This window comes from Ruegeria sp. HKCCD9138, assembly GCF_057220975.1.
Genome location: NZ_JBWVAZ010000009.1, coordinates 21,329 through 45,686 on the forward strand (window position 1 = coordinate 21,329; position 24,358 = coordinate 45,686).

Here is a 24,358-nt window from a genome sequence, read left to right on the forward strand (position 1 = left end):
ACCCTGCCGTCCTCCAGGCAGGTCGCGTTAAATCTCGCCTCAGCCAACCTCGCCAAGGATTATGATCTTTCCATACGCGCCACCGCTTGCCATCAATTCCAGAGCGTCTGCTGTGCGCTCCAATGGAAAAGTGTCGGCTGTCAGTACGTCGAAATCGATCGAACCCGCTTCGATCAATCGCACCGCTTCCTCAAACTCTGAATTGAACTGAAACGAACCGACAATTTTGATTTCCTTCAGCATAATCAGATGAAGCATCACTTGTGCTTCGCGCAGCTGGATATTGCTGAGAATTGAAACATGCCCCTTCGGACGCACGGCCTTGAGCGCTGTATTAAATGCGGGCAAGGCGCCGCTGCCTTCAATGACGACGTCAAATTGCCGTTCAAGATCGGATTCTATGAACTCCCCTGCAACCAGGCCGAACTGCGCACCCGCTTCCAGGGCCACCTCGACTGCTTTGGAACGCAAGTCCAATGCGGTGACATCTGCACCTCGCGCCGCGGCCCCGGCAATGGCAAGCAAACCCATTGGGCCGCAGCCAGTGACCAACACTTTTTGACCTTCGCTGACATTAGCCTTGTTCAGCGCGTGCAATGCGCAGGCCAACGGTTCAGCAAAGGTCAGGTGGCGCGGGTCAACGTGTTCGGCGACCGGTCTGCAGCATCGAACGGGATGATCTATGACCTCGCGAAAAAACCCGTCCAGATGCGGAACGGTTGTGGCCGAGCCCGGGAATTTTTTCGCGGTGCAAAGGTTTTCTTCCCCTCGCTTACAGGCATCGCAATCCTGGCAATTCATGATCGGATTCAAAGCTACAAGCTGACCGGGTCGTAACCCAGAGCCGTTCGAGTCCATGACCCACGCACAGGCTTCGTGGCCCAAGGTCACAGCGTTCTGAAGTACGAAACCGGCGTTTGCGAAATTCGAAAAATAGTGCAGGTCGGTTCCGCACAGACTGGCCACCGCCATTCGCAGCCGAGCGTATCCTTCAGGGATGCGTTCGGCGATCTCCTGATCGTTGGTCGAAACAGCACGTGCCGCGGTCAGTTTCGTTTCGATATGCGACATTGCACCCCCCCCTCAAAATCCGATGGCGTACCCGCCGTCGACCGGCAGGTTTGCGCCGTTGACATAGGCGGCCTGATCGGAAGCGAGATAAAAAATGGCATTGGCGACATCGGTAGGCGTACCAAAGGCGTGTGACGGAATTCGGCCTTCGATCTTCTCTCGACGCGCCGGGTCCTTCGCCAAAACGGCGCGAGTCATATCGGTGTCGATGAAGCCTGGGCTGACCGCGTTACAGCGAATTCCGAACGGCGCGGCATCAACGGCGACAGAGCGGGTCAACCCAACTACAGCTGTCTTGGCCGTGACATAAGCTGCGGCCGATGGCAAAGCCATGATTCCACCCATCGAGGCCACGTTGACAATGGCCCCACCGGTGTCGCGGTGCAATGCCACGTAGCGTCCGCAAATCGCGAACATGGCGCCTACGTTAATACCCAGCACCTTATCCAGTTCATCCGGAGAGACATCCCACACCGGCTTCTTCAAATGTACGCCAGCATTGTTGATCAGCGCGGAGATGGGACCGGTTTCGCGATGGATTTCTGCAAGCCAGGCGGCATCCCGGTCAATGGCGATATCGCAATCGACAAAATGTGCGCCTTGTCCCAGGGTATCGAATTCGGACCGGCTGCGCGCGACGACATACACTTCGAATCCAGCATCGAGAAAGCGGCGCGACTGGCTTAGCCCCAGACCCTTGTTTCCCCCGGTGATGACTGCAACAGACATTGGTCAAGCCTTTTGAAGATGGTGTCGAAAAAGAGTGTTGATCTGACTCAGAAAGTCGTCTGCCGGGATAGCTTTGCGGAAATAGCCCGGCAGGATCTCGCAGACTTCATCCACGAATCCGAGGAACCAGACATCGCGCGGGCGCGTCCATGCGTTGTCAATTGTGTGAAACGCGCCCTTAAAGAATCCCGCCAGATCCGGATTGCCGGCCTGCTCCAACCACGTGTTTCGGTTGGCCGGCTGACCGTTATTGTGCAGATACACCCCGGATTGAACAGATTGCGAAGTGATCCACTGCGCAAACTCTATGGCTTCCCCGGGGTGCTGTGTCTTGGCGGAAACCCCAAGACCAGCACCCCCGAGGATTGCGCGAGGCAGGGAGTAACCCTCGCATAATGGCAAATCGAAATAGGCTATTCGGTTATCCCGGAACCCGGGGCGGACATAGTTTACATAGCCGAACAGACAGGGAGAACAGGCAAATTCATCCGTTGTGGTCAGGGTTTCGAGAACGCTGATCGGGTTCATCTCGATTTGTTCGGATGGGCCAAGCGCGTAGAGGGCTCGCATCACGTTCAACGCGTATAAACCGTTGTTTTCTGTAACGAATGTGTCAGGATTGTGAGGCATGATCTCTCCACCACGCCCTGCGACCAAAGTCATAAACATGTCGAAAGCGTCAACGGGCAAAAGCGGCGTAATCGCCTGAAACTGATGAGCCTCCGGCTTGAGGAAATCTTCCCAAAGTACGGGCAGTGGCCTGTTCATATCGGGTCTGTATGCCGCCATTTGGCAAGCTGCATCCACCGCGTAGGCCCAACACTTGCCGTTCCAATAGTAGCTTTCAGCCGACCCGCCCAACGATGCATCGGGATCTTCCGGCATCGGCAATGGCAGTAACGCACCTGCTTCGGCGACCTGACCCACATGGGGATGATCCAGCACGATGAAGTCATAGCTTTCTGCCAGTCCAGCAATAGGCTCATCCGCAAATGCCTGAAGAGAGCGCTTGTCCCAAGAGACCGCAACGCCCTTGCGCGCTGCATATGCCTCCGATGCTACGACAACCGGGTCGTACCCCCGCGGGTGATCCCAGGTCATTCCTTTCAGTTTCATCTCATGTGCCTTTTTTGGACACCGGTACAGTGCCGCAACTGGCACACAGTTTGCAAGTATAAAAATAACTTTTGTATTTGAAAACTGTTATGCTAAGTTATGAACGATCAACCCGCACGCTGAGATTCGGCTGCGGCGCCCTTACAGGCCTTACGACTGAGGAGGAGACAATGTCGTACAATTTCGGCCGCATAGGCCATGTGATTGCCGCTGCTGCTTTTGCAGTAGCTCCACTTGCTGCGAACGCTGCGGACTATACTTTTCGCCTGGCACACGTGACATCCGACAAAGAACCACTGCAGGCAGCGATGGAAGAATTTGTCAAAAACGTCGAAGCGCGCACGGACGGTCGCGTCGAAATCCAGATCTTCCCGAATGCGCAGCTTGGTTCGAACCCGGAAGTATTCGAACAGGTCCGGGCCGGCGCACCGATCATAACGATTTCCGACCCGGGTTATCTGAGCGATTTCGTTGCCGATTTTGGTGTGCTCGGGGGGCCTTACCTGATGAATGACCCGCGTGACTTCCAAAAGATCGTCGACTCCGACCTTTATGCTCAGTTGAAGGACCAGTTGAGAGAGGAATCTGGTATCGAACTGTTGGCGTTGAACTGGTTGTTCGGGTCGCGCCACATGCTCTCCGACAAGGCAATCAGCAGCCCGGACGATACTGCAGGCATGACGTTTAGGACACCGCCAAACATCATGTGGGTCGAAACCTTTAACGCCATGGGCGCCCGTCCGACGCAAGTCGCCTGGGGCGAGGTCTATTCCGCGCTTTCAGCTGGAGTTGTCGATGGAGCCGAAGCACCGTTGCCTTCGATCTACGGCGCCAAACTGCACGAAACCAAAAATGTCATCTCGCTGACCGGCCACTTCAAAGGATTCACGGGTCTGATCATTAATGCCGATGTCTTTGCGGCCGTGCCCGAGGACATTCAGGCCATTATGAACGAGGAAGCCATCAATACAGGCGTTTTCATGACAGACCTCATGATGAACAGTCAGGAGGAGTGGATTTCAAAGCTTGAAGCCGAAGGCGTCACCTTCAATCGCGATGTTGATGTCGAGGCCTTTCAGGCCGCAACGGCAGATGTCTACAGCAAATTTCCGGACTGGTCGGACGGACTCTACGAAAACGTCCGCTCCATCCTGGACAACTGAGAAAGGCAAGGATGCTCAGGCGCTGTAAGGTGCCTGACCCTTATGGGGAGGCAACGCGGTGATCGGGATGGGACATTGGATTCGAAGGATAGAAAACCTGATATCCTTCTCGGCTCTCGCCGTATTGACCGGAACAGTTTTGTGGGGCGTCTTGACCCGCTACGTCACCGAGCGCCCAGCGGTGTGGACAACGGAATTGTCCGGTATCCTGTTCACCTGGGTTGTATTCATCGGCGCCATGACAGCTTATCGTGATGGTCGACACATCCGGGTCACGATACTTGTCGATACCTTGCCTGAATCATTGCAGAAGGCCATCACAAAACTCGGGGAAATCATCGTCTGCCTCTTCCTGATCTACGTGACTTATCTAAGCTTCCTGATGATGGGAAAAGGCGCAACCCGGCCTTCTCCGGTTCTTAATATCCCGTTTTCATATGTCTACCTCGCCACTCTCATTTGCTTTGCCGGAATGTCGGTAACCTCGGTTCTCAGGTTGCTCGGACTGGCAGAGGAGCCGGACCCCAATCAGGCGGAGGAAGTGCTGTGACACTCGCTCCGGTCCTCGTATTATTGTTGGGTATCGGTATCGGCATTCCGGTCGCGCTGGCGATAGGAATTGCAGCTTTGTCTTTCTTTTTGATTTCGGGCGCCATGCCACCGGAGTTGTTTGTTCAGCGCATGGTCGCGGTCACGCATTCTTTCCCGCTCCTTGCCGTGCCACTTTTTGTCATGACGGGTGTCGTGATGAACTACGCCGGAATCACGTCGCGCATGATGAGCTTTGCTGAGGCGATGACCGGACACTGGAAAGGTGGCTTGGCACAAGTGAACGTGTTGCTCTCGACATTGCTGGGCGGCGTATCCGGTTCAGCGAATGCCGACGCGGCCATGCAGTCCAAGATCCTTGTGCCGGAAATGTCGCGCCGTGGGTACGACCCGGCTTTTTCAACCGCCGTAACAGCGTCCTCGTCGATCATTTCGGTCATTATTCCACCAGGCATTGGCCTGATACTCTACGGTTTCATGGGTGACGTTTCGATTGGAAAACTGTTCATGGCTGGCATCGTGCCCGGGGTTGTCATTTGCACCGCGATGATGGTTGCGGTTGCCGTGCAATCTCGCCGGCTGAACCTGCAGCCCGCCTTTTCGGGACCCATGCGGTGGGCGGATCGAGGCCGCGCCTTCACCGGAGCGTTTTTGGCTCTGTTGGTGCCGGTGGGCATCGTTGCGGGAATTCGGCTGGGGTATTTCACACCGACGGAAGCGGGCGCCATGGCGGTTTTGTTCGCGGCGGTCGTCGGGATTGTCTACGGTGAGTTGAAGCTGAAACACATCCAGCCAATTCTCGAGCAGACCATGCAGGCCACGGCGGTGATTCTGCTGGTAATCTGCGCCGCCAGCGCATTTGGGTTCTATATGACATGGGAGCGGATTCCCTCACTTGTGGCTGAGGCCATGCTGGCCTTGACCGAAAACCCGCTCACTTTGCTGATCCTGATCAATCTTTTGTTGATCCTTGCAGGCATGTTCATTGAAGGGTCTGCAGCGCTTATTCTTCTGACGCCGATCCTAGTTCCAGTTGTGACGAATGTCGGAATCGATCCGGTTCATTTCGGTATCGTCATGGTGTTCAACCTGACGGTTGCCGGAGTCACCCCACCGCTCGGAACCCTGATGTTCACGACGTGTTCAATTACAGGGGTGTCCATCGCGCAGTTCATCAAGGCATCGGTTCCTTTTTACATCGTCTTGTTCGGCATGCTGCTGGTGCTGACCTACGTGCCGCAACTGTCGTTGTGGCTGCCTGACCTTCAATTCGAATGAGGCCAACATGAGTGAAACCCAAGAAGGTTCTGTGCGCATCGAGATCGACGAAAACGTCGCGGAAATCGTGTTGGACCGCCCCGCCAAACACAACGCTTTGACCCCTGAAATGTATCGGCAGATTGCTGCGCGCTGCGCCGAGGCAAACGAAGCAGAAAACGTGCATGTTGTGGTTTTTCGAGGCGCTGGAGACAAGGCGTTTTGCGCCGGGTCCGATGTCAAGGCATTGGAGGGATATGAGGATTTCTGGGCGTGGCGAAACCGGTTTGACTATATCCCCCCGATCCTTGGTATTCGCAAGCCAACCGTCGCTGCGGTGAAAGGCTGGACATTGGGGGGCGGCCTTGAAATTGCTTTGGCCTGCGACCTGAGGGTTGTGTCGCGGTCAGCCGTATTTTCCGCACCGGAAGTTCAACTGGGCTGGAATGGTGCCGGAGGCGCAGCGCAGCACCTGACGCGAATGTGCGGATTTGGCCAGGCGATGAAAATCCTCCTCACCGGCGACAGGTTTTCGGCAGAGGAAGCTGACCAGTTGGGCATGGTCGAATACCTTGTGGATCCGGGAGAGGAACTGCCGCACGCCCGTGCAATTGCCAATAAGATTGCATGCTATTCGCCTGTTGCGACGCAAGCGGTCAAGGCAGCGGTTCGCGGTGCGATGGATTTGAGTTCCGAACAGGGTCTTCGCAACGAAAATGAACTCATGTCCCTCTGTTTTGCAAAGATCGAGCAGGCTAAACTCCGGGCTTCGCTTGGAGGACAATACCGATGACAAAACCTGACGCAGTTGCTACCGCCACACCAAAGAAAGAGAAGTCGACGGTTCCTGCAGTCGAGAAAGCTCTGGATGTGCTGGAACTGGTAGCAGAGTCTCCAAACGGACTCACTATGAACGATATTGTGGACGCGCTTGGCCGGACCATGGGAGAGATCTATCGGGTCGTGGTCTATCTGGCAGAGCGTGGATACCTGCAACAGAACGAAGAAACCAATAGGTACGCATTAACTCTGCGAATGTTCGAACTGTCGCATCGGCACGACCCGACGGAACGCCTGATCCATGCCGCCCTGCCCATGCTTGAGAGAATTGCGGCGCGCAGCATGCAATCTTGCCACTTGGGTGTCTTGAACCGCGAAAACATCCTTGTTCTTGCATCAGTTCAAAGCCCGCTACCTGCCGGATACTCTGTCCGGACCGGTGCCTTTTTTCCCGTAAGTCAAACCAGTTCGGGGCACGTTATCCTCGCGTTTTCGAGCGAAGATGTTCAGAGGCGCTACATCGCGCGACAACCTTTCGAAAGCCAGAAAACGCTTCAGGAGCGCCTTGAGCAGATCCGCCAAGATGGTTTCGAAGATACACCCAGCACGATGATCACCGGCGTGCGAAACCTCTGCGTGCCCGTTTTTGATAGCCGTGGCGTTACCGCTGCGATCACCTCGGGGTTCATCGGGCAAACCAAAGAAACGGCATCGGCAGAAGAAACTCTAGCCACTATCCGTATGGCAGCCGCCGAACTGTCGCAATCTCTGGGCTTTAAACTGAATTCAAGCCCCTTCGAAGCAGCGTTGACTCTCTGACGGGAAGGATCAATTCATGACCGAAATTGCTGACAACCTCCCCCTTAGCGGGTTGCGTGTTTTGGACTTTGCACAATTTCTGGCTGGACCGGTTGCCGCGCTGCGCTTGGCCGACTTGGGTGCCGAAGTGATCAAGATCGAGCGGCCCCAAGGTGGCGATCTGTGCCGATCCATGGTGGTGAACGACCAGACGCTGGCTGGTGACAGCCTTGTGTTCCACACTTTCAACCGGGGCAAAAAAAGCGTCACGGCCGACCTGAAAGTCCCCGCGGATCTTGAAAAGGTTCGCGCGCTGATTTCCTCCAGCGACGTGATGATCCACAATTTTCGACCCGGCGTGATGGAACGGATTGGCTTGGACTATGCCAATGTCCAAGCATTGAACCCAAAGATCGTATATGGCGCGGTGTCAGGTTACGGCACAAGCGGACCGTGGGCGTTCAAACCAGGTCAGGACCTGCTTGTCCAATCCCTGTCCGGCATTGCCTGGCTCAACGGCAACGCGAATGATGGACCGGTGCCGACGGGTTTCGCCATGCTGGACGTCGCGACGGCAGGCAATCTGGTTCAGGGTATCCTGGCATGCTTGGTCAGGCGGGGGGTATCGGGCAAAGGCGGGCTTGTAGAGGTTGACTTGTTGTCAACGGCTATCGATATCACGTTCGAACAGTTCACCTGTTTCCTGAACGACGATAACCGTCAACCGCAGCGCCACCAAATTGGCAACGCCAACCCATACCAACCCGCACCCTACGGCGTCTACAAGACGCTGGACGGTCATATGGCGCTTGCGATGGCACCGTTGGCAAAACTGGCTGAACTTCTGGGCGCACCTGAGTTAGCGTCATACGAGCAGGATCAGGCATTTTCCGATCTGAACGAAATCAAAGGGTTGGTCGCCAAAACCCTTGTTCAGCGTCCGGCACGACATTGGCTGGACATTCTTGAACCGGCGGGCGTCTGGTGCGCGGAGGTCCTTGACTGGGCAGGATTCGCCAAGAGCGACGGTTTCAGGGCGCTAGACTCCATTCAGACCATTCGAACGCAAACGGCGGAAGAAGCAAAGACAACACGTTGCCCGATCAGAATCGATGGCGATGTTTTGATCAACTCAGTTGCCGCCCCGTCACTCGGCGCCGACACCGCAGCGGTTCTGAATACGCTGGAATACGAAGACGGGTGATGGATGAGCACGCCGCTTGAGGGGATTACCATCGTCGATTTCAGCCAGTTTTTGGCCGGTCCCTACGCGTCGCTCAAATTGTTGGACATGGGCGCGCGCGTCATCAAGGTCGAGAACCCAGAAAAAGGCGATCTGTGCCGCCATCTATACCTGTCGGACACCAAAGTGGACGGCGAGTCGACACTGTTCCACGCCATCAATCGAGGCAAAGAAAGCATCGCGCTCGATCTCAAGTCCGATCGGGGATTAGAGATTGCTCGCCGGTTGTTATTGAAGGCGGATATTGCCATTCAAAACTTTAGACCGGGTGTCATGGACCGTCTTGGGCTGGGGTATGATGCGGTTCGTGAACTGAAACCAGACATCATCTACGGTTCGGTATCAGGGTATGGTGACACCGGGGAATGGGCTGATCTTCCGGGCCAGGACCTTTTGGCTCAGGCGAGATCCGGCATCATGTGGTTGACCGGCAACGCCGATCAGGGCCCGGTACCCGTTGGCTTGCCCATCGCAGATATCAGTGCAGGTGCTAACCTGGCTCAGGGCCTGTTGGCTGCGCTTTTTCACCACGCTCGTTCGGGCCGTGGTTCATTCGTGCAAACCAGTCTGCTTGAGTCGTTGCTGGACTTGCAGTTCGAATTCCTGACCACCTATTTGAACAATGGCGAAACACCCCCCCGGCGGTTGCAAAAGGGGTCCGCACACGGATATCTGGCGGCGCCTTACGGCGTATATGAGACCGCTGAAGGATACTTGGCGCTGGCAATGACGCCGCTTGAAACCCTTGCCAAGCTTATTGATTTGCCGAATCTGCCCTCGAGTGTTCGCGCGCCAAATATCGCGTTCGAAAAAAAAAGCGAAATCTACGACATTTTGCAAAGAGCCTTTCTAAGCCAGAGCGCGTCCGAGTGGGAAGACTATCTGAGCGCACATGGTGTTTGGTGTGCCCGGGTACTTGACTGGGAAGACGTGTTTTCACTTGCTTCCTTCGCAGACATGATTTCGACACCCACCCAAACAACAGAACCGGTGATACGAATGATCCGCTCCCCTCTTAGGTTCGAGAGGCAGCGCGCCGATTGCCGGACGTCTGCTCCGCGGCTCGACGAACACGGATCCAGAGTCTTACGGGAAATCGGCCTATGATTTTCGCCAGTTGTTGAATGTGCGCCTCTGGGCAAGATGTTTTCGGATGTGTCGCAAACTACGAGGTCCAATTGACGAGCCTGCCAGATCTGACGTTTGTCCCCGTCGAATGGATTTCGAACAGGATTCAACATGATCTCCTTGAAAGGCTGCCATTTCCCCAAAGATGCGGTTTTGTACGCTGTGTAATTCTATCTGCGGTACACGGTGTCATACCGCGATTTGGAAGAGATCATAGCTGAGCGCGGTGTTCAGGTTGACCACGCTACTCTCAACAGATGGGTTGTAAAATTCTCACCCATGGTAGCCGCGCGAGCGCAATCGAAGAAACGCCCAACGTAAAAGTCCTGGAGAATGGACGAGACCTACATACGTGTTCGAGGCAAATGGATGTATCTCTATCGAGCAGTCGACAAAGCAGGAAATACCCTTGATTTCATGCTGGCTGAGCGAAGGAACCGCCCAGCAGCAGCAAGGTTCTTTGCTAAAGCGATGTCGTCAAACGGAATCCCGCGCAAGATCGTCATCGACAAAAGTGGCGCTAACGCGGCCGGCATTTCGAGAAGTAAACAGAATTCTGAGGCGATTTGGATGCCCAGCCAAAGTACAGACGATAAAGTCCAAGTATCTGAAAAACATGATCGAACAAGATCATCGATTCATAAAGCGCCGTGTTCGGCACATGTGTGGGTTTAAGTCGTTCGCATCCGGCTCAGCCACATTGGATGGCATTGAAGTGGCCAACATGATCCGGAAAAAGCAATTCTCTAGCGCTAAGACCTCGGAATTTCGGATGTTTGCTGAGATCGCAGGGTAAATGTGACCAGTAATTGGCCGCCTCTGGACGTTCCAAAAGTTTGCGACAGTTCCACTTCAGCTTCGATCGCAAGGTCCGGCTGGCTCATCCTGCGTCGTTTTCGCCACTCTTTCAGCATGCCCGGATAGGATGTCATGGGCCGAGTCTAGCAATGGTCCGGACAGAAATCACTTACCTCGGTGGTAATTGATTTGCGCCTGCCGCAAGTCGCATGAAAGACGCATATCGAAAGGAGAAGATCATGACCCAACAACAGTCAGCGATGCGGATTTCAGGTGGTGTTCTTGTTGCGACCGGGGTGCTTTTTGCGCTGGCCGCGCTGCCGTTTCTGCACCCCGTCGCGCATATCTTTCTGCAAATTGCGTATTGGCCAATTCATGACATTCCTGCGGAGCTGACGGTTCCGTCGCCCCTGTTGCTGGTCATCACCGGTGGCCTGACGGTTGGTCTGGGTGGAATGCAGTGGGCGCTGGGAACCTATGTTGCCGCAGTATCGGCGGTGGCCGCAGCCAAGACCGCGCAGATTGTGGCATGGGCCTGGTTCTGCGTCGACAGCTTGGGCTCCGTTCTGGTGGGCGCGCCCTTCAACGTCGTGCTGAACCTGACGTTCTTGGTACTGATTCTGGTGTCCAGCCGCCCCCGAACGGCAAGCGAACACGCAACGTCCTGATGCGGTTCGACTTCCGCGGGGCGTATGAAGAAAATAGATCGGTCTTTCAGAAACCAGTGGTGCACATTTTGCGATCCAGTGGTTCAAGGCCGCACGTTCGGCGGAAACACCAATTTCAACCGGGATTTCTTCCATATCCCGGCATGACACTGAATAGCGCAGGAAAAAGACACTGTGTGCGAGATCACGACCTTCGGAAAAAGTGCTTCTTTGAATGAGGTTTTCCCATCTCGCCTCGTTCGAAATACCGCTTGGCGATACCTCCGTGTACGCTGCGCAAGGTTGTTGTGAATTGGAGCGAATCTATTTCGCAGGAGCCCGCAGATGGAGGTATTCATCTACCATCGGAAGAGCTGCGGCCAAAAACCTCTTTTGGCGTGTCTCCGCGCCCGGTTCACTCATTCTGGTGATGATCCAGCCCAAGTAGGTCAATGTACGGATCAGCATGAACTGCGGCAACAGGGACGTGTCCAGCGGGCGTATATTGCGGTAGCCCTCAAGAAATGCTGATTGCAGATCCTGATAGTCAGGTTCGGGGCGGTTTTTGAACAGGGCAGTGGCCACATCGAAAAGCCGGAACCCGTAGCCACTGTCGTCAAAATCGATCAGGCCAATATTCATTTGTCCGTCGATCATGACATTTTCCCGCAGCATATCGGCGTGAATAAGACCAAAATCCAGATCACTGTCGGATAGATCGCCGCGCAAACAGTCGCGCGCTGTCAAAATGCGCTTTTGTTGAGTTGCATCCAATCCAGGGTTTTCCCAGAAGCGGTCCCACAAGGGTGACTCACCCAATAGACCCTCGATGTCCCAGCGCTTTCTTTGAAAGACGCTGGGCATGTCCCAGGTGTCCGAGATCTGATGGACCCTAGCCATCAATTGTCCAACACGGCGAAATGTGCCTATTCGATCATCCAATTCAAGCGGGGTCCCCGTTGCCCCCATTGGCTTGCCGCCGAGCCAGGTGAGCAGATCGGCGTGGTAACCATCTACCTCAATCAAGAATTCGCCAGAGGTTGCCGGAACCGGTGAGGGTACTCTCAGCCCTTCAGCGCCCAGGTGATGCATCCAAGCCAACTCGGACTCCATCATCTGTACGGATTGGTATCCGGGTCGATGCAGGCGTAAAGCAAACTGGGACCCCGAGCTGTCCTTTACCCGAAAAACTACGTTCTCACGTTGTGCGACAAGCGATATCTGCGCGTCTTCAAGCGCCCAGGCCGCTAAGGCGTTTCGTGCGGTGGCTTCAACCATCAATTCAGCTCTACCCGACGCAGGACCCGATCCAGCGTGTCAACCAACTGGTCCGCGTTTTCGCGTGTAAACTGCATATTTGGTCGGATCTTGAGCACGTTGTAGTGGATGCCCAGGAAATTTATGAGAACGCCTTCGTTGCGCATTTCATTTGCCAGGCGCTTTGTGAAAGCGGTGGCCGGTTCCTTCGTTTCGCGGTCCAATACCATCTCGGCCCCAAAGAACAGGCCGGATCCGCGGACATCTCCGATACATTGATGATGCTCGGCCAAATCTTGCAGTCGGTCACGGGCGTAGGCACCAACATCGTGTGCCTGTGAGACCAGACCTTCTTCCTCGAGAACGTCCAGAACCGCTTCGGCCGCTGCGCAAGATACAGGGTTGCCGCCGAATGTATTGAAATAGCGGAAGGAGTTTCGGAAGGCTGACATGACATCCATTGAAGTCACTACCCCTGCGACGGGATGGCCGTTACCCATGGGTTTGCCCAACGTGACGACATCCGGATTCAGTCCGATACGCTGGTGGCCCCACATGTGGCAGCCGATCCGGCCAAAACCTGGCTGGACCTCATCTGCAATCACGATACCACCTGCGCGACGCACAACCTCGACCGCTGGATCCAGGAAACCGCGGTGCAGATCGGGAAAGCCTTCATTGGCAAAGTACGGGCAGATAATCAGCGCCGAGAAGCCGTGACCGCTGGCTTCCAGATCGTCGATCTGTGCCTGAATCGCTTCGGCAAAGGCGCGGGCATGGGCGACGCCAGGCTCGCCACCCAATGGCCGGTAACTATCGGGCGCGGGCACGTGGCGCACGTGGCTACCGTCACCCGTGCCTGGGCGGTTTGTCATGGACAGTTGCGCGACGACAGTGGTGTTGCCGTGATAGGTGTGGTCGGTTGCGATAACGCCGCGCTTGCGGGTCACAGCCTCGGCCATGCGCAGGGCGATATCATTGGCCTCGGAACCGGTGCACGTCATGATCGCGGTCTTCAGGGGTTGATCGAATGTGGACGTTAGCTTTTCGACGTAGCGAATGATGCCCTCATGGAGGTAGCGTGTATGCGTGTTCAGCGTCGCGGACTGCTTGCAGATGGCCTCCACCACCCTTGGGTGGCAATGACCCACATGCGGAACGTTGTTGTAGCAATCTAGATATTTGCGACCATCGACATCCCAGACCCAAACGCCATCCCCTTTGACCAGGTGTACCGGTTCTTCGTAGAATGTACTTACTTTAGGACCGAGCAGTCTTTCCCGGTCTGCGATCAGTTCTGCGTTTGTGCGTCTCGCGTTCGATTGAGCCATTTGTTTTACTAAGTCCTGCTTGCGTGCCGGTTAACCGAAAACCGGTTTTTGACGTATTCAGACGGTCGTATTCCGAATTGCTGGGTAAAGGACTTTGTGAAATTGGCCCCCGACCCAAAGCCGGTGGCCGTTGAAATTTCGATGATCGAAAGATCAGTCTGCGTTAACAGATCTCGCGCTTTCTCAAGTCGCTTGCGCTTGATGAAGCGGCTTGGCGGCATTCCCGTGATGCTCTGGAAAGTACGTTCGATCTGGCGGCGGGACATCCCGTATTCTTCGACCAGATCGTTCACGCTAAGGTTTTCGACCCTGTTTTCATCTATCGCCTGGACAACGGAAAGGAACATCCGGTTGCGCGTGTTGTACCGCACCGATGCGCTCAGGCGTTGAGGTGTTTCCGGCGGGCGCGAGATTTCCCCGAGCATGAAGTCAGCGACCTTTGCAGAAATTCTCTCATCCAGGTCTTTGGCGACCAATGTCATCATCAGATCAGTCGTCGACTGACCACCCGCACATGTCACGAAACCGGGATATTCTGTGAAAATCGAAGGTGCTGGCGGCAGGTCCGGATAACGCTCTTCAAAGGTGGTGCGAATACTCCAGTGGACCGTGAATGGGCGCCCCCTCAATATTCCAGCTTCGATGACCGTAACGGCAGATGTACCGAGACAACCCAGAAACCGATTTCCGTGCCGTTCTCTATGGCGAAGCCATTTTAGTAGTGTCTTGTCAGGGCTAGTCCACGGTTCATTGAATGCGAGAAGGAAACATCTTGCATCCGGCCGGATATCCGAAACTTGACCATCAACGGAACGAGCGTGGCCATTGGCGCATTCCAAAGGTTGGCCGTTGGCGGAATAGATCCGGAAGTCATATACCGACCGTTCGCAGATCCGATTGGCCGCGGCCAGTGGGGCAACTGCCGCCGCAAGGTCCAGAGGATTGTAGCCGGGGACCAAGATGAATGCGAAACTGATCGTTTCGTCTGCTTCGGGCGCGCGATTGTCGGGGTGGAATGATCCGGTAATCTGGTTCAAAGACTTGTTCCTTCACATTACAGTTTGATCCAGGCGGTCTTGAGGTCGAGAAACTTGTCGAATGCATGCAAGGACTTGTCGTGTCCGTTTCCAGACTGTTTTACGCCACCCATGGGGACGGTAACGTCCGGGCCGCCATAAGTGTTCACATGAACGACGCCCGTTCGCATTTCGCGCACCATGCGATGCGCACGTGAGAGATCAGCTGTCCAGACACCACCGGCGAGGCCAAAGTCCGTACTGTTGGCGAGGTGAATGGCCTCGGCCTCGGTGTCGAAGGGCGTGACCGCCAGAACGGGGCCGAAAACCTCACTTTGAGCCAGCGTGTGATGCTCTGCCACGTTGGTCACGATCGTCGGCTCCATGAAAAAGCCCCCGGTTTCCTCAAGGATACGGTTGCCACCCTGATACAAGGTGCCACCCTCGGCCTGGGCTGTTTCGACAAAGGAGAGGTTCTGTTTCAACTGGTCGGCGTTGTTGACCGCTCCTGCCTGCGTGGAGAGGTCAAGCGGATCTCCTACGCGCATTTTCCGGGCGGCCTTGGCCAATTCCGCGACGAACTCGTCATGGATCGAACGCTCGATCAACAACCGTGATCCGGCCACGCAAACCTGGCCTGAGTTGCGGAAAATGCCAGCGGCGCTGACAGCAGCAGCTTCGGCCAAGTTCCTGGTATCAGCAAAGACAACATTCGCGGATTTTCCCCCCAGTTCCAGATAGCATCGCTTCATGTTTGAAGCAGCCGACGCCTGCAAAATCCTGCGACCCGTTGCACCAGATCCTGTGAAAACGATGACATCCACGTCCATTGAGCGGGAAAGTGCCTCGCCCACGATCTTGCCGTCGCCGGTAACGACGTTCAGGACGCCCGGCGGCAGACCTGCCTCAAGCGCCAGCTCTGCCATGCGGATCAGGGTGAGAGACGCAGTTTCCGATGGCTTCAATACGACCGAGTTTCCGGCCGCGAGAGCTGGACCCAGTTTCCAAGCGCCAATCATCAATGGGAAATTCCAGGGGATGATGGCTGCGACGACGCCAACAGGTTCTTTGTGGACCAACCCCATGACATCGTCGCCTGTGGGGGCTACTTCGCCATAGATCTTGTCGACGGCTTCAGCATAAAAGCGGATCGTTGCAATCGCCGAGCCGGGTTCCGCTTTCAGTGCCATGCCGATCTCGGTGCCGTTATTGCGCACGCCAAGTACGGCAAGACCGAGCAGCTCGGCTTCCATCAGATCTGCCCATTTGAGCATGATCTTCTTGCGAGCATTCGGCGGCATACCGCGCCAACGCTTGTCATCGAAAGACCGGCGCGCCGCAGCAACTGCCCTGTTGGTGTCCTCCATGGTGCCTGCTGCCGTTGAAGCCATCACCGCCCCGTTCAATGGAGAGATGACATCATCCGTTTGTTCCGAAACGCTGTCGCACTGATTTCCATCAATCAGAAGTTTCTGCGGCGGGATGGGTTTGTCACGCAGCGCGTCGATTTTGGACTGGTCGGTCACAGATGCTACCTTTGCTGAGTGTCATGTATTTCGTGATCAATTTCGGATTCGGCCAACCGAGCCACATGCTCTTTACGCAAGGTGCGGATATGCATCACGATTACGAGTACGATAAGCGCAGCAAGAATTGCCGCAATTGGCCGGTCCACGAAATCCATGGGCGATTTCACCCGGATCATGGCCGAGCGGAGTTTGACCTCCATGATGCCCCCCAGGACCATACCGAGGACGATGGGTACTATGGGCAGATTCAGACGCTTCAGGACCAGCCCCATCACTCCAAAGCCTGCCGCAATGGCGCAATCGACCACGGAATTTCGCAAACTGTAGACGCCGACAAAGCTCAGCGTCAGGATGATCATGCCAAGGAACCGCGTGGGCACCTGGATGATCTTAGTCAGCAGGTTGGTGGAGAACATCAGGAAGATGATGACGATTACGTTTAGCAGGATCATCGCCACATAAAGCGCGTAGACGAAATCCAGCTGGTTTTGGAACAACTGCGGTCCCGGAATCACGTTGTGAACATAGAAAACGGACAGCATCATTGCAGTAAGCGCCTCGCCCGGAATGCCTAGCGCCAGAAGCGGAATCATGGCGGCGGCGGGTACTGCATTATTGGCGGCTTCCGAGGCAATCAGACCCTCGGGGGCGCCGTCGCCAAAATCATCGGGCGTTTTCGACGTCCGTCGAGCGTATGTGTAGGACATGAACTGCGCAGTGAATTCACCTACGCCGGGGATCATGCCCATCAAAACTCCGAAACCACCTGCAACGGTCGCGACACGTTTGTACAGCCATGTTTCTTTCATGGCGGCGGCCAGCGACCCTTCGACCGGCTGCGGATCGGGGGCGCTGTCTTTTTCGGTCAAAAGCAGGAAGGCCTGCGACAAAGCAAAGAGCCCGAGAACAACGACGATCAGGTCAAATCCGCCGGTCAGCCATGTCTGCTCAAACGTCATGCGTTGATTGTATTTGACGTCCAGTCCGACAGTGTGAAGCAGGACGCCAAACCCGGCCAATCCACCGGCAGCAAAAACCTGACCCCGGTGAGCCAGAACCACAAGGATAATGCCGAGCAGGGCAGCAAGGAAGATCTCACGGCTTCCGAAATGCGGCGCCACGAGCGCCAGGACGGGTGAAAGAAAGATCAGACAGAGAATTCCGAACATCCCGCCCCAGAACGAAGCGGAATAGGCAAGCGCGAGCGCGCGACGGGCCTGACCACGTTTTGTCATCGGGTAACCGTCGTAAGTGGTTAGCGCGTTCACGGCTGTGCCGGGCGTGTTGATCAGGATTGCAGGCAGGGCGCCGCCATACATCGATGAGCCGTAAATTCCCAAGAGCATCGTGAGACCCACAATCGGATCCAGCGAAAAAGTCGCGGGCAGCAAGATGGCGATGGCGACCGCCGCGCCGACGCCAGGAACGGCCCCGATAATCACGCCGCCGATTGAGCCGATGAAAAGCGCAAGGACGACGTCCCAACGCATCAGAAGCTCGACACCAGAGAAGAAAGTTTCCATGTTTCGGCTCCTAGAAATACGTCAGGAAAAAAGAGCGAAACGCGGTCGGGAGGTATTCATAGAGCGCTCCGCCCGGCACTTTCACTTGCAGGAATGACTTAAAGACGATGACAACGACCGCACCGAACAGCGCGGCAGAACCCAAGAACTTGAGGCCGCGATAATTCAGGCGATATGCCAGAGCGACCGCAAAGATGATGGTTGTCGGCAGGTACCCAAGTTGCGGAACGATGATTACATAAATCATGAACCAACCGGCAAATTCGACCGATCTCAACCAGAAGCCAATCTCCTTCCATCTTCCATCGAGTTGCGGTGACACAAGGCTGGAGATTAGGTGCAAGACGGAGCACACCAACATTGTGATGACGGCTGCGTAGGGCCAGAATGCCGGTTGCGCCAAAAGTTTGGTGCCCGAGGCCCAGGTGGTTTGGGACGGCAAGTTGACAGTTAGAAACAAACTGAATGCGACACAGATACCGGCATAAAACAAATCGCCTGGTCGGCGATAACGTTTGAACAGATCCTGTAATGTGCGTGCTTTGATCATTTGCCCCTCCCCAACGATGATCGGTCTTGTGGTGCGGCTGGCCTCGCAGCCAACCGCCGTGCCAAGCGACTTGGAGATTATTCCAGCATTGCGTTGATATTGGCGAGTGTTTCGCTATCCGCTTCGATCTGAGCCGCCGTGTCTTCAGCGTTTTTCCAATACACAAGCGCACCGGTTTTCGCCATGAAGTCCTGTGCCCGTTCGGACGCCATGGTTTCCTGAGCGACAGCGATGATTTTCTCACGCACGTCAGCAGGCGTATCCTTGTGAACAAAAAGACCGTTCCACAAGGCCAAGGTCAGTTCGGGGTCCAGCTCGCCAACAGTCGGAGTGTCCGGTGTCAGACCTATCCGCTCGCCGCCAATGGATGCCAAAACGTTGATGTCGTCGAGGCAAGGTAGAACCAACTGAAGCGTCGTGTTCATGACGTCCACATCGCCTGAAGCAAGCGAATTGCAGTCCAGAATGTCGAAAGCTGCATCTGCTGCGAAAGTGAACCCTTTTTGTTGCGCCAAGGCGAAAGTGACCTTTGTCGGGATCAACGGCGCACCGAAATGGCCCAAAACGACATCGTTGTCTTTCGCATAGGCGGCGAGTTCGTCGATGCTGGAATAGGGGGCGTTCTTGCTTGACACGATCACGAAAGGATAAGTCAGAAACGCACCCAGAGGCTCGAACGGGTTCGGGTTCAGTTCCGGAATGCCGATGTTGGGGCCAATCACCGGAACCGCGAGTATAAACGATCCGACGGTGTAGCCATCAGCGGGTGCCTTGGAGACTTCAACAGCGCCGGGGAATGGGCCGCCGCCGCCGCCTGGCTTGTTTACAACCGCGGCTGGCACGCCGTATTTGGCCTGAAAGTCCTCTGCGATCATCCGCGTCAGCACGTCCTCGGCATCGCCCGGAGGCCACGGCACAACAAACTCAACCGGCTTCTCTGGATACTCGGCCACGGCAATTCCCGGCATCAGCGCCGCGAGCGCTGCCGCGCCGGCGATCAATGTCTTTTTCATTCTAGTCTCCCTGTTGAATGGTGCATTATTCACACCGTTGGTGTAAAATATATTGATCTAGGAATCAACTTCTGTCAACGATGGAGGAAACTCAACTGCCGCCAAATCGCGGCCGGCAAACAGTGCTTATGAAAGGAAGGGAGACGACGTGTACATGGAAGCCATTGGCAATGAACGCGTATTTGTCGCCGCGAGAACTCCGGACGCCTCCCGTCTTGCTAGGTGCGCCCCTTGGACAGTTGCACGAGATGGAGCCGCAAAAGACCTGCTCTTGCGAATCGTCAGTTGTTGCAAGGGCCCAGTTCACTGGCCTCGAACCGGATGTGAGGCACAGAAATGAGTACAATCCGCACAAATGCACTGGTGTCGCACTATAGGGAGGTCATCCCAAATACCCTGTTCGAACCACGTGGTCTGATTGAACGGGCATTGGGTTTGAAACCAGGCCAGCTGACATGGCGCGGATCAATTACGCCTGTGCCTGGCCAGCTCAGTGTGTCGATACGGGCCAAAAAGGTTTCGGAGCGCGAGTGTTGGCTGACGAGATCCCGCGAGATCGGCACATTTATCGCGAAGGCGTGGGCGAAAATGACTGGGCTGCCGGTTGGCGCGCGAGGGGACGAACCAGACGAGGTGATCCGGCCCGAGTATCTGCAGCCTCTGGTGCGGGTGAATTCGGCAGGAGACTTCGTTGCGACGCTGTTTGCCGAGCTTGATTTGTTCTTCGGTCCAGCGTTCCAATCGCGGCGCGGTTGTTTGCCGAAAATAGATGCGATTCACGAGACGCCCTTAAACGAAACGTTGAAACAGCCAGTGGCGGCTTATGAATACTTCATCGCCGAATTGAGCCTGTCGGCGCAAGACTGCGTTCTATTGGATGACCAGAAAAGCAATACCGACGGTGCGCAGGCCGTCTGCATGACCACCGTTCATTGTGACGTAATGCACCCAAGTGCGAGCTCGGCTGAGGCTGAACGCCCGCTTGGGCATTAGGAGAGGATACCAGGATGAAGGACAGCAATTTCCTGAAAGAAAACAACGCGCGTTACATGTGGCATCCGATGGCGCATCCCGCCGACAGCCTTGCCAATCCGCCGAAGATCATCACCGGCGGTAAGGATGTCCGCATCGTGGACGTGGACGGAAATGAGACAATTGATGCCGTGGGTGGGCTTTGGAACGTGAACCTCGGCTATTCCTGTGCGCCGGTAAAAGAGGCGATAACGGCGCAACTTGAACAGCTACCGTATTATTCAACATTTCGCGGGACCTCAAACGACGCGGTAATTGAACTCAGCTACATGTTGCAGGAGTTTTTTGAACCCGACGGGCTGAGCCGCGCGTTTTTTACCTCGGGCGGATCCGACGGAATCGAGATTGCGCTGCGTCTTGCGCGTCAGTACCACAAAGTGCGCGGTGAGGCGGGTCGAACCAAGTATCTGAGCCTGAAAAAGGGCTATCACGGTACTCATACCGGCGGTGCCTCGGTCAACGGAAACTCCAATTTTCGCAAACAGTATGAACCGCTGATGCCCGGGTGCTTCCATATTCCTGCCCCCTATACATATCGCAACCCTTTCAATGAGACCGACCCCGAACGTTTGGCACAGCTTTGCCTTGCAGCTCTGGAAGACGAAATTGCCTTTCAGGGCACCGAGACGATCGCCGCGTTCATTATGGAGCCCGTACTGGGTGCGGGCGGTGTTATTCCTCCGCATGCCTGCTTCATGCCCGGTGTCCGGGAAATTTGTGACCGGAACGGCATTCTGCTGATTGCGGACGAAGTCATTACCGCCTTTGGGCGCACGGGGTCTTGGTCGGGTTCGCGACATTGGGGCGTCAAACCGGATTTCGCCGTGACGGCAAAGGCCATCACCAACGGGTATTTCCCATTCGGCGCCGTGATGATTGCCGATCATTTGACCGAAACCTTCGAAGCGGATGACACCGGAAAAGCCAATATCGCAAGCGGATACACTTATTCTGGCCACCCGGTCGGCGCCGCTGCGGCCATCGCCTGCCTGACAGAAACACAACGCCTGAAGGTGAAGGACAACGCCGCCGCGCGAGGGCTCGAGATAATGGCAGGTTTAGAGGCGTTGAAGTCCAAGCACGAAATCGTCGGCGATGTGCGTGGAGGCGAGGGCATGATGAACGCTCTCGAGCTTGTGTGCGATCGAGACACAAAAGTGCCCTTGGATGCTGCCCGGATCAGGACGGTCTTTGATACGACCTATGCCAATGGCGTGATGGTTCGCGTTTCAGGCCCGAACATCATTTTGTCCCCGCCGTTGGTATTGACCGCGGAGGACGTGCAACAGGTTCTGTCGGCTCTCGATGCCGGCCTGGCCGCCGCTTAAAGGGAAATCGAACATGAGCAAGTCTTTTCCTGAGAAGGCGCCCGCAGTTATTATTGGCGGCGGCATCATCGGGATGTCGACGCTGTATCACCTTGCGCATCGCGGCGTGCCTGCTGTGTTGATCGAACGCCGCAAGGTCGCCAGCGGTACAACCTGGCATGCAGCCGGGATCGTGGGGCAGCTTCGCGACAGCAATTCGCAGACCGAGCTTGGCAAGTACACCGCACGGCTTTTCCGGGACCTTGAAGAGGAAACGGGGCAGGGCACAGGCTACAAGCAGAACGGTACGATCAACATCTCGCTCAGCGATGTGCGGCATGAACAGTTGTTGCGCCAGCATGATCATGCCGCTCGGATGGGCATACCGAGCCGAATGCTCGCCCCGGAGGCCGTGAAGGAGCATTGGCCGGCGCTGGTCATCGATGATGTGCAGTCAGGTCTGTTTGTGCCTTCGAACGGTCAGGTCAACCCGCTTGACGTGACGATCGCGTTGTCCAAGGGCGCCCGGCAAAAAGGGGGGCAGGTATTCGAGGAAACCAAAGTAGAAAACCTCGAAATTCGTGACGGCAAGGTCGTTGGCGTTGTCACGGACAAGGGCACAATTGCGACGACTCAGGTACTGCTGGCAGGGGGGATGTGGTCGCACCTCTTTGGCAAAGCACATGGAATTACCGTTCCGCTTCATGCGGCCGAGCACTTCTACATCGTGACCGAGCCTGTAGAAGGCCTGCCCCCGGATCAGCCGATCCTGAACATTGTAGAAGAGCGTAACTATTGGAAAGAAGACGCGGGCAAGATCCTAATTGGCGGGTTTGAGGCGTATGGCAAGGCTTGGGCACAGGACGGTATCCCTGACGATTTCGAGTTTGACGAACTGCCGTTTGACATGGAGCACGTCGAAGAAGATCTGATGCGCATGTTCGCCCGTATGCCTTCTTTGGAGAATATGGGAATCCAGACGTTCTTCTGCGGTCCGGAAAGCTTCACGCCGGATGGGCGACCCTATATGGGCCCTGCCCCCGAATTAGAGGGGGTCTTTCTTGCAACCGGCATGAACTCGAACGGTATTCTGAATTCGGGTGGGGCCGGGCTGACCATGGCGGAATGGATGATCGACGGAGCGCCGTCTCGCTCTATGGGACCGCTTCTGGCGGCGCGGGCGCATCCGTTCCAATCCAACACGCGCTACAATCAGGAACGGGCCGCTGAAAGCGTCGGCTTCCACTACGGGCTGGCGTGGGCTGGGCGGCAGGTCAAATCGGCACGCGGCGTACGCCGTGTCCCGTTACATCGCGACTTAAAAGACGCAGGTGCTGTCATGGCCGAGCGCATTGGCTGGGAAGTGCCAATGTACTTTGACGCCAAGAACCCCAACTGGTCCGATGAGCCGTCAATTCGGTGGAAACCATGGTCTGCGCAGATCAAGGAGGAATGCCTGGCCGCACGTGACGCGGCCGTGATCCTGGACCAGTCGATGTATGCGAAGATTCTTGTCCAAGGTCCTGATGCCGTACGCATGTTGAACCATGTGAGCGGCGCACAGATGGATGTCGAGGTCGGGACTTCGGTCTACACCCAGTTCCTCAATACTGGGGGAGGGATTGAGGCAGATGTGACCGTGACCCGTATTGCGCCGGAAGGTTTCATGGTGGTTACCGGCCACCCAAGCCAGATGCGTGATCAATATTGGATCAAGACGCATGCCGATCCGTCATGGAGAGTCCAGGTCTTTGACGCAACCTCCGGATACTGCCTGTTGACGATTCACGGGCCGAAATCGCGCGAAATTCTGCGATCGCTGACGACAGATGATGTCTCCAACGATGCCTTCCCCTTTGGTGCTGCACGCGAAATGGATGTGGCCCATGCCCGCGGTTGGGTGATCAGGCGGTCGTTCCTCGGAGAGCTTGGCTATGAAATGATGTTCCCCACAGAATTCACGGCGGGCGTCTATGAGGCCCTGATGGAGGCAGGTAAGCCACACGGCTTGCGCCACATGGGCATGTTTGGAATGAATTCTTGCCGACTTGAAAAAGGCTTTCGCCACTTCGGCCATGACATTGCCGAAGAGGATACGCCCTACGAAACAGGTCTAGGCTTTGCTGTGAAGCTCGACAAAACGGGTGATTTTCTTGGTAAGCCGCGCCTGACGCGACAAAAGACCGAAGAGGGGCCCGCCTACAAGCACCGGATGGTGTCGATCATGGTGCCGGGGCTGACCGCCGAGGAGGGGCCATACCTGACCCATAACGAGCCTATTTGGAAAGGCGGCGAGATCGTGGGTCATGTGACGTCCGGCGATTGGGGCTTCCGGCTGGAAGCAATGGTTGGATTGGCCACGATCGAAAATGAGGACGGCGTACCCAAATCTTGGATCGATGAAGGTGGGTTCGAGGTGCAGATTGCCGGAAAGACGTACCCGATCATTGCGCAACTTGGGCCGTTCTACGACCCGAAGGGAGACATAATGCGCAGCTGAGGAGCGCCCATTAGGGAGGAA

22 protein-coding genes are annotated in these 24,358 nt (G+C 55.8%); 12 read left to right on the forward strand and 10 right to left on the reverse strand.

Going from position 1 to position 24,358, the window contains the following annotated elements; translation table 11 throughout:
- Positions 1–39: 39 nt before the first annotated feature.
- Genes AC2TEL_RS15255 through AC2TEL_RS15265 form a run of 3 tightly spaced genes read right to left on the reverse strand, consistent with a single transcriptional unit; the run spans position 40 to position 2,916 of the window.
- On the reverse strand, positions 40–1,071 hold the full coding sequence (locus AC2TEL_RS15255) for a zinc-binding dehydrogenase (protein ID WP_480905033.1): 1,032 nt from the start codon (positions 1,069–1,071) through the stop codon (positions 40–42).
- A gap of 12 nt (positions 1,072–1,083) precedes the next feature.
- Positions 1,084–1,800 carry an SDR family NAD(P)-dependent oxidoreductase gene (locus tag AC2TEL_RS15260; protein ID WP_480905035.1) on the reverse strand — a complete coding sequence of 239 codons (717 nt, stop codon included), beginning with the start codon at positions 1,798–1,800 and terminating at the stop codon, positions 1,084–1,086.
- 3 nt (positions 1,801–1,803) lie between these two features.
- On the reverse strand, positions 1,804–2,916 hold the full coding sequence (locus AC2TEL_RS15265; protein WP_480905038.1) for a carbohydrate ABC transporter substrate-binding protein: 1,113 nt from the start codon (positions 2,914–2,916) through the stop codon (positions 1,804–1,806).
- Positions 2,917–3,086: 170 nt separating this feature from the next.
- Between AC2TEL_RS15265 and AC2TEL_RS15270 the strand changes: the two genes are divergently transcribed.
- The 9 genes from AC2TEL_RS15270 to AC2TEL_RS15310 all read left to right on the forward strand — a co-directional run bounded on the left by AC2TEL_RS15270 (position 3,087) and on the right by AC2TEL_RS15310 (position 11,300).
- Positions 3,087–4,079: a C4-dicarboxylate TRAP transporter substrate-binding protein gene (locus AC2TEL_RS15270; RefSeq protein WP_480905041.1), complete on the forward strand. Its 993-nt coding sequence runs from the start codon at positions 3,087–3,089 to the stop codon at positions 4,077–4,079.
- A gap of 67 nt (positions 4,080–4,146) precedes the next feature.
- On the forward strand, positions 4,147–4,629 hold the full coding sequence (locus AC2TEL_RS15275; RefSeq protein ID WP_480905044.1) for a TRAP transporter small permease: 483 nt from the start codon (positions 4,147–4,149) through the stop codon (positions 4,627–4,629).
- The gene (locus AC2TEL_RS15280) at positions 4,626–5,906 is read left to right on the forward strand and encodes a TRAP transporter large permease (protein ID WP_480905047.1); all 1,281 of its coding nucleotides are present in this window, start codon (positions 4,626–4,628) and stop codon (positions 5,904–5,906) included. Before AC2TEL_RS15275 ends, AC2TEL_RS15280 begins: the two co-directional genes overlap by 4 nt.
- Positions 5,907–5,913: 7 nt before the next feature.
- Positions 5,914–6,678, forward strand: a complete 765-nt coding sequence (locus AC2TEL_RS15285; protein ID WP_480905050.1) for an enoyl-CoA hydratase/isomerase family protein — start codon at positions 5,914–5,916, stop codon at positions 6,676–6,678.
- On the forward strand, positions 6,675–7,484 hold the full coding sequence (locus AC2TEL_RS15290; RefSeq protein ID WP_480842965.1) for an IclR family transcriptional regulator: 810 nt from the start codon (positions 6,675–6,677) through the stop codon (positions 7,482–7,484). The genes AC2TEL_RS15285 and AC2TEL_RS15290 overlap by 4 nt, the downstream gene beginning before the upstream one ends.
- Before the next feature lie 16 nt (positions 7,485–7,500).
- On the forward strand, positions 7,501–8,667 hold the full coding sequence (locus tag AC2TEL_RS15295) for a CaiB/BaiF CoA transferase family protein (RefSeq protein WP_480905054.1): 1,167 nt from the start codon (positions 7,501–7,503) through the stop codon (positions 8,665–8,667).
- 3 nt (positions 8,668–8,670) lie between these two features.
- Positions 8,671–9,813, forward strand: coding sequence for a CaiB/BaiF CoA transferase family protein (locus AC2TEL_RS15300; RefSeq protein ID WP_480905057.1), 1,143 nt, complete (start codon positions 8,671–8,673; stop codon positions 9,811–9,813).
- A gap of 373 nt (positions 9,814–10,186) precedes the next feature.
- Positions 10,187–10,630, forward strand: coding sequence for a DDE-type integrase/transposase/recombinase (locus AC2TEL_RS15305; protein ID WP_480861922.1), 444 nt, complete (start codon positions 10,187–10,189; stop codon positions 10,628–10,630).
- A 241-nt stretch (positions 10,631–10,871) separates the two neighbouring features.
- Complete coding sequence (locus AC2TEL_RS15310; protein ID WP_480905060.1) at positions 10,872–11,300, forward strand: hypothetical protein; 429 nt, start codon at positions 10,872–10,874, stop codon at positions 11,298–11,300.
- Between the two features lie 303 nt (positions 11,301–11,603).
- On the opposite strand, the gene AC2TEL_RS15315 is transcribed toward AC2TEL_RS15310, so the two are convergent.
- From AC2TEL_RS15315 to AC2TEL_RS15345, 7 genes are all read right to left on the reverse strand, one after another.
- Positions 11,604–12,557 carry a phosphotransferase enzyme family protein gene (locus tag AC2TEL_RS15315; RefSeq protein ID WP_480905063.1) on the reverse strand — a complete coding sequence of 318 codons (954 nt, stop codon included), beginning with the start codon at positions 12,555–12,557 and terminating at the stop codon, positions 11,604–11,606.
- Positions 12,557–13,867, reverse strand: coding sequence for an aspartate aminotransferase family protein (locus tag AC2TEL_RS15320; RefSeq protein ID WP_480905066.1), 1,311 nt, complete (start codon positions 13,865–13,867; stop codon positions 12,557–12,559). Before AC2TEL_RS15320 ends, AC2TEL_RS15315 begins: the two co-directional genes overlap by 1 nt.
- 8 nt (positions 13,868–13,875) lie before the next feature.
- Complete coding sequence (locus AC2TEL_RS15325; RefSeq protein WP_480905069.1) at positions 13,876–14,904, reverse strand: GlxA family transcriptional regulator; 1,029 nt, start codon at positions 14,902–14,904, stop codon at positions 13,876–13,878.
- Between the two features lie 17 nt (positions 14,905–14,921).
- A complete protein-coding gene (locus AC2TEL_RS15330; RefSeq protein ID WP_480905072.1) occupies positions 14,922–16,409 on the reverse strand; it encodes an aldehyde dehydrogenase family protein in 1,488 nt (495 codons plus the stop codon).
- Between the two features lie 5 nt (positions 16,410–16,414).
- Positions 16,415–17,935, reverse strand: a complete 1,521-nt coding sequence (locus tag AC2TEL_RS15335; RefSeq protein ID WP_480905075.1) for a tripartite tricarboxylate transporter permease — start codon at positions 17,933–17,935, stop codon at positions 16,415–16,417.
- Positions 17,936–17,945: 10 nt separating this feature from the next.
- The gene (locus AC2TEL_RS15340) at positions 17,946–18,485 is read right to left on the reverse strand and encodes a tripartite tricarboxylate transporter TctB family protein (RefSeq protein WP_480842956.1); all 540 of its coding nucleotides are present in this window, start codon (positions 18,483–18,485) and stop codon (positions 17,946–17,948) included.
- Between the two features lie 77 nt (positions 18,486–18,562).
- Complete coding sequence (locus AC2TEL_RS15345) at positions 18,563–19,498, reverse strand: tripartite tricarboxylate transporter substrate binding protein (RefSeq protein ID WP_480842955.1); 936 nt, start codon at positions 19,496–19,498, stop codon at positions 18,563–18,565.
- 336 nt (positions 19,499–19,834) lie between these two features.
- Here AC2TEL_RS15345 and AC2TEL_RS15350 point away from each other — a divergent pair, with 336 nt between their 5' ends.
- Genes AC2TEL_RS15350 through AC2TEL_RS15360 form a run of 3 tightly spaced genes read left to right on the forward strand, consistent with a single transcriptional unit; the run spans position 19,835 to position 24,337 of the window.
- A complete protein-coding gene (locus AC2TEL_RS15350) occupies positions 19,835–20,491 on the forward strand; it encodes a hypothetical protein (protein ID WP_480842954.1) in 657 nt (218 codons plus the stop codon).
- Between the two features lie 14 nt (positions 20,492–20,505).
- Positions 20,506–21,858, forward strand: coding sequence for an aminotransferase class III-fold pyridoxal phosphate-dependent enzyme (locus AC2TEL_RS15355; protein ID WP_480905078.1), 1,353 nt, complete (start codon positions 20,506–20,508; stop codon positions 21,856–21,858).
- Positions 21,859–21,871: 13 nt separating this feature from the next.
- Positions 21,872–24,337: an FAD-dependent oxidoreductase gene (locus AC2TEL_RS15360; RefSeq protein WP_480905081.1), complete on the forward strand. Its 2,466-nt coding sequence runs from the start codon at positions 21,872–21,874 to the stop codon at positions 24,335–24,337.
- Positions 24,338–24,358: the final 21 nt, after the last annotated feature.

Bases quoted from the DNA above. Each gene is read 5' to 3' on its own strand.
- AC2TEL_RS15315 (WP_480905063.1), bottom strand. From the start codon at position 12,557: ATGGTTGAAGCCACCGCACGAAACGCCTTAGCGGCCTGGGCGCTTGAA.
- AC2TEL_RS15275 (WP_480905044.1), top strand. From the start codon at position 4,147: ATGGGACATTGGATTCGAAGGATAGAAAACCTGATATCCTTCTCGGCT.
- AC2TEL_RS15300 (WP_480905057.1), top strand. From the start codon at position 8,671: ATGAGCACGCCGCTTGAGGGGATTACCATCGTCGATTTCAGCCAGTTT.
- AC2TEL_RS15350 (WP_480842954.1), top strand. From the start codon at position 19,835: ATGAGTACAATCCGCACAAATGCACTGGTGTCGCACTATAGGGAGGTC.
- AC2TEL_RS15285 (WP_480905050.1), top strand. From the start codon at position 5,914: ATGAGTGAAACCCAAGAAGGTTCTGTGCGCATCGAGATCGACGAAAAC.
- AC2TEL_RS15340 (WP_480842956.1), bottom strand. From the start codon at position 18,485: ATGATCAAAGCACGCACATTACAGGATCTGTTCAAACGTTATCGCCGA.
- AC2TEL_RS15255 (WP_480905033.1), bottom strand. From the start codon at position 1,071: ATGTCGCATATCGAAACGAAACTGACCGCGGCACGTGCTGTTTCGACC.
- AC2TEL_RS15310 (WP_480905060.1), top strand. From the start codon at position 10,872: ATGACCCAACAACAGTCAGCGATGCGGATTTCAGGTGGTGTTCTTGTT.
- AC2TEL_RS15355 (WP_480905078.1), top strand. From the start codon at position 20,506: ATGAAGGACAGCAATTTCCTGAAAGAAAACAACGCGCGTTACATGTGG.
- AC2TEL_RS15360 (WP_480905081.1), top strand. From the start codon at position 21,872: ATGAGCAAGTCTTTTCCTGAGAAGGCGCCCGCAGTTATTATTGGCGGC.
- AC2TEL_RS15290 (WP_480842965.1), top strand. From the start codon at position 6,675: ATGACAAAACCTGACGCAGTTGCTACCGCCACACCAAAGAAAGAGAAG.
- AC2TEL_RS15265 (WP_480905038.1), bottom strand. From the start codon at position 2,916: ATGAAACTGAAAGGAATGACCTGGGATCACCCGCGGGGGTACGACCCG.
- AC2TEL_RS15295 (WP_480905054.1), top strand. From the start codon at position 7,501: ATGACCGAAATTGCTGACAACCTCCCCCTTAGCGGGTTGCGTGTTTTG.
- AC2TEL_RS15320 (WP_480905066.1), bottom strand. From the start codon at position 13,867: ATGGCTCAATCGAACGCGAGACGCACAAACGCAGAACTGATCGCAGAC.
- AC2TEL_RS15345 (WP_480842955.1), bottom strand. From the start codon at position 19,498: ATGAAAAAGACATTGATCGCCGGCGCGGCAGCGCTCGCGGCGCTGATG.
- AC2TEL_RS15270 (WP_480905041.1), top strand. From the start codon at position 3,087: ATGTCGTACAATTTCGGCCGCATAGGCCATGTGATTGCCGCTGCTGCT.
- AC2TEL_RS15260 (WP_480905035.1), bottom strand. From the start codon at position 1,800: ATGTCTGTTGCAGTCATCACCGGGGGAAACAAGGGTCTGGGGCTAAGC.
- AC2TEL_RS15335 (WP_480905075.1), bottom strand. From the start codon at position 17,935: ATGGAAACTTTCTTCTCTGGTGTCGAGCTTCTGATGCGTTGGGACGTC.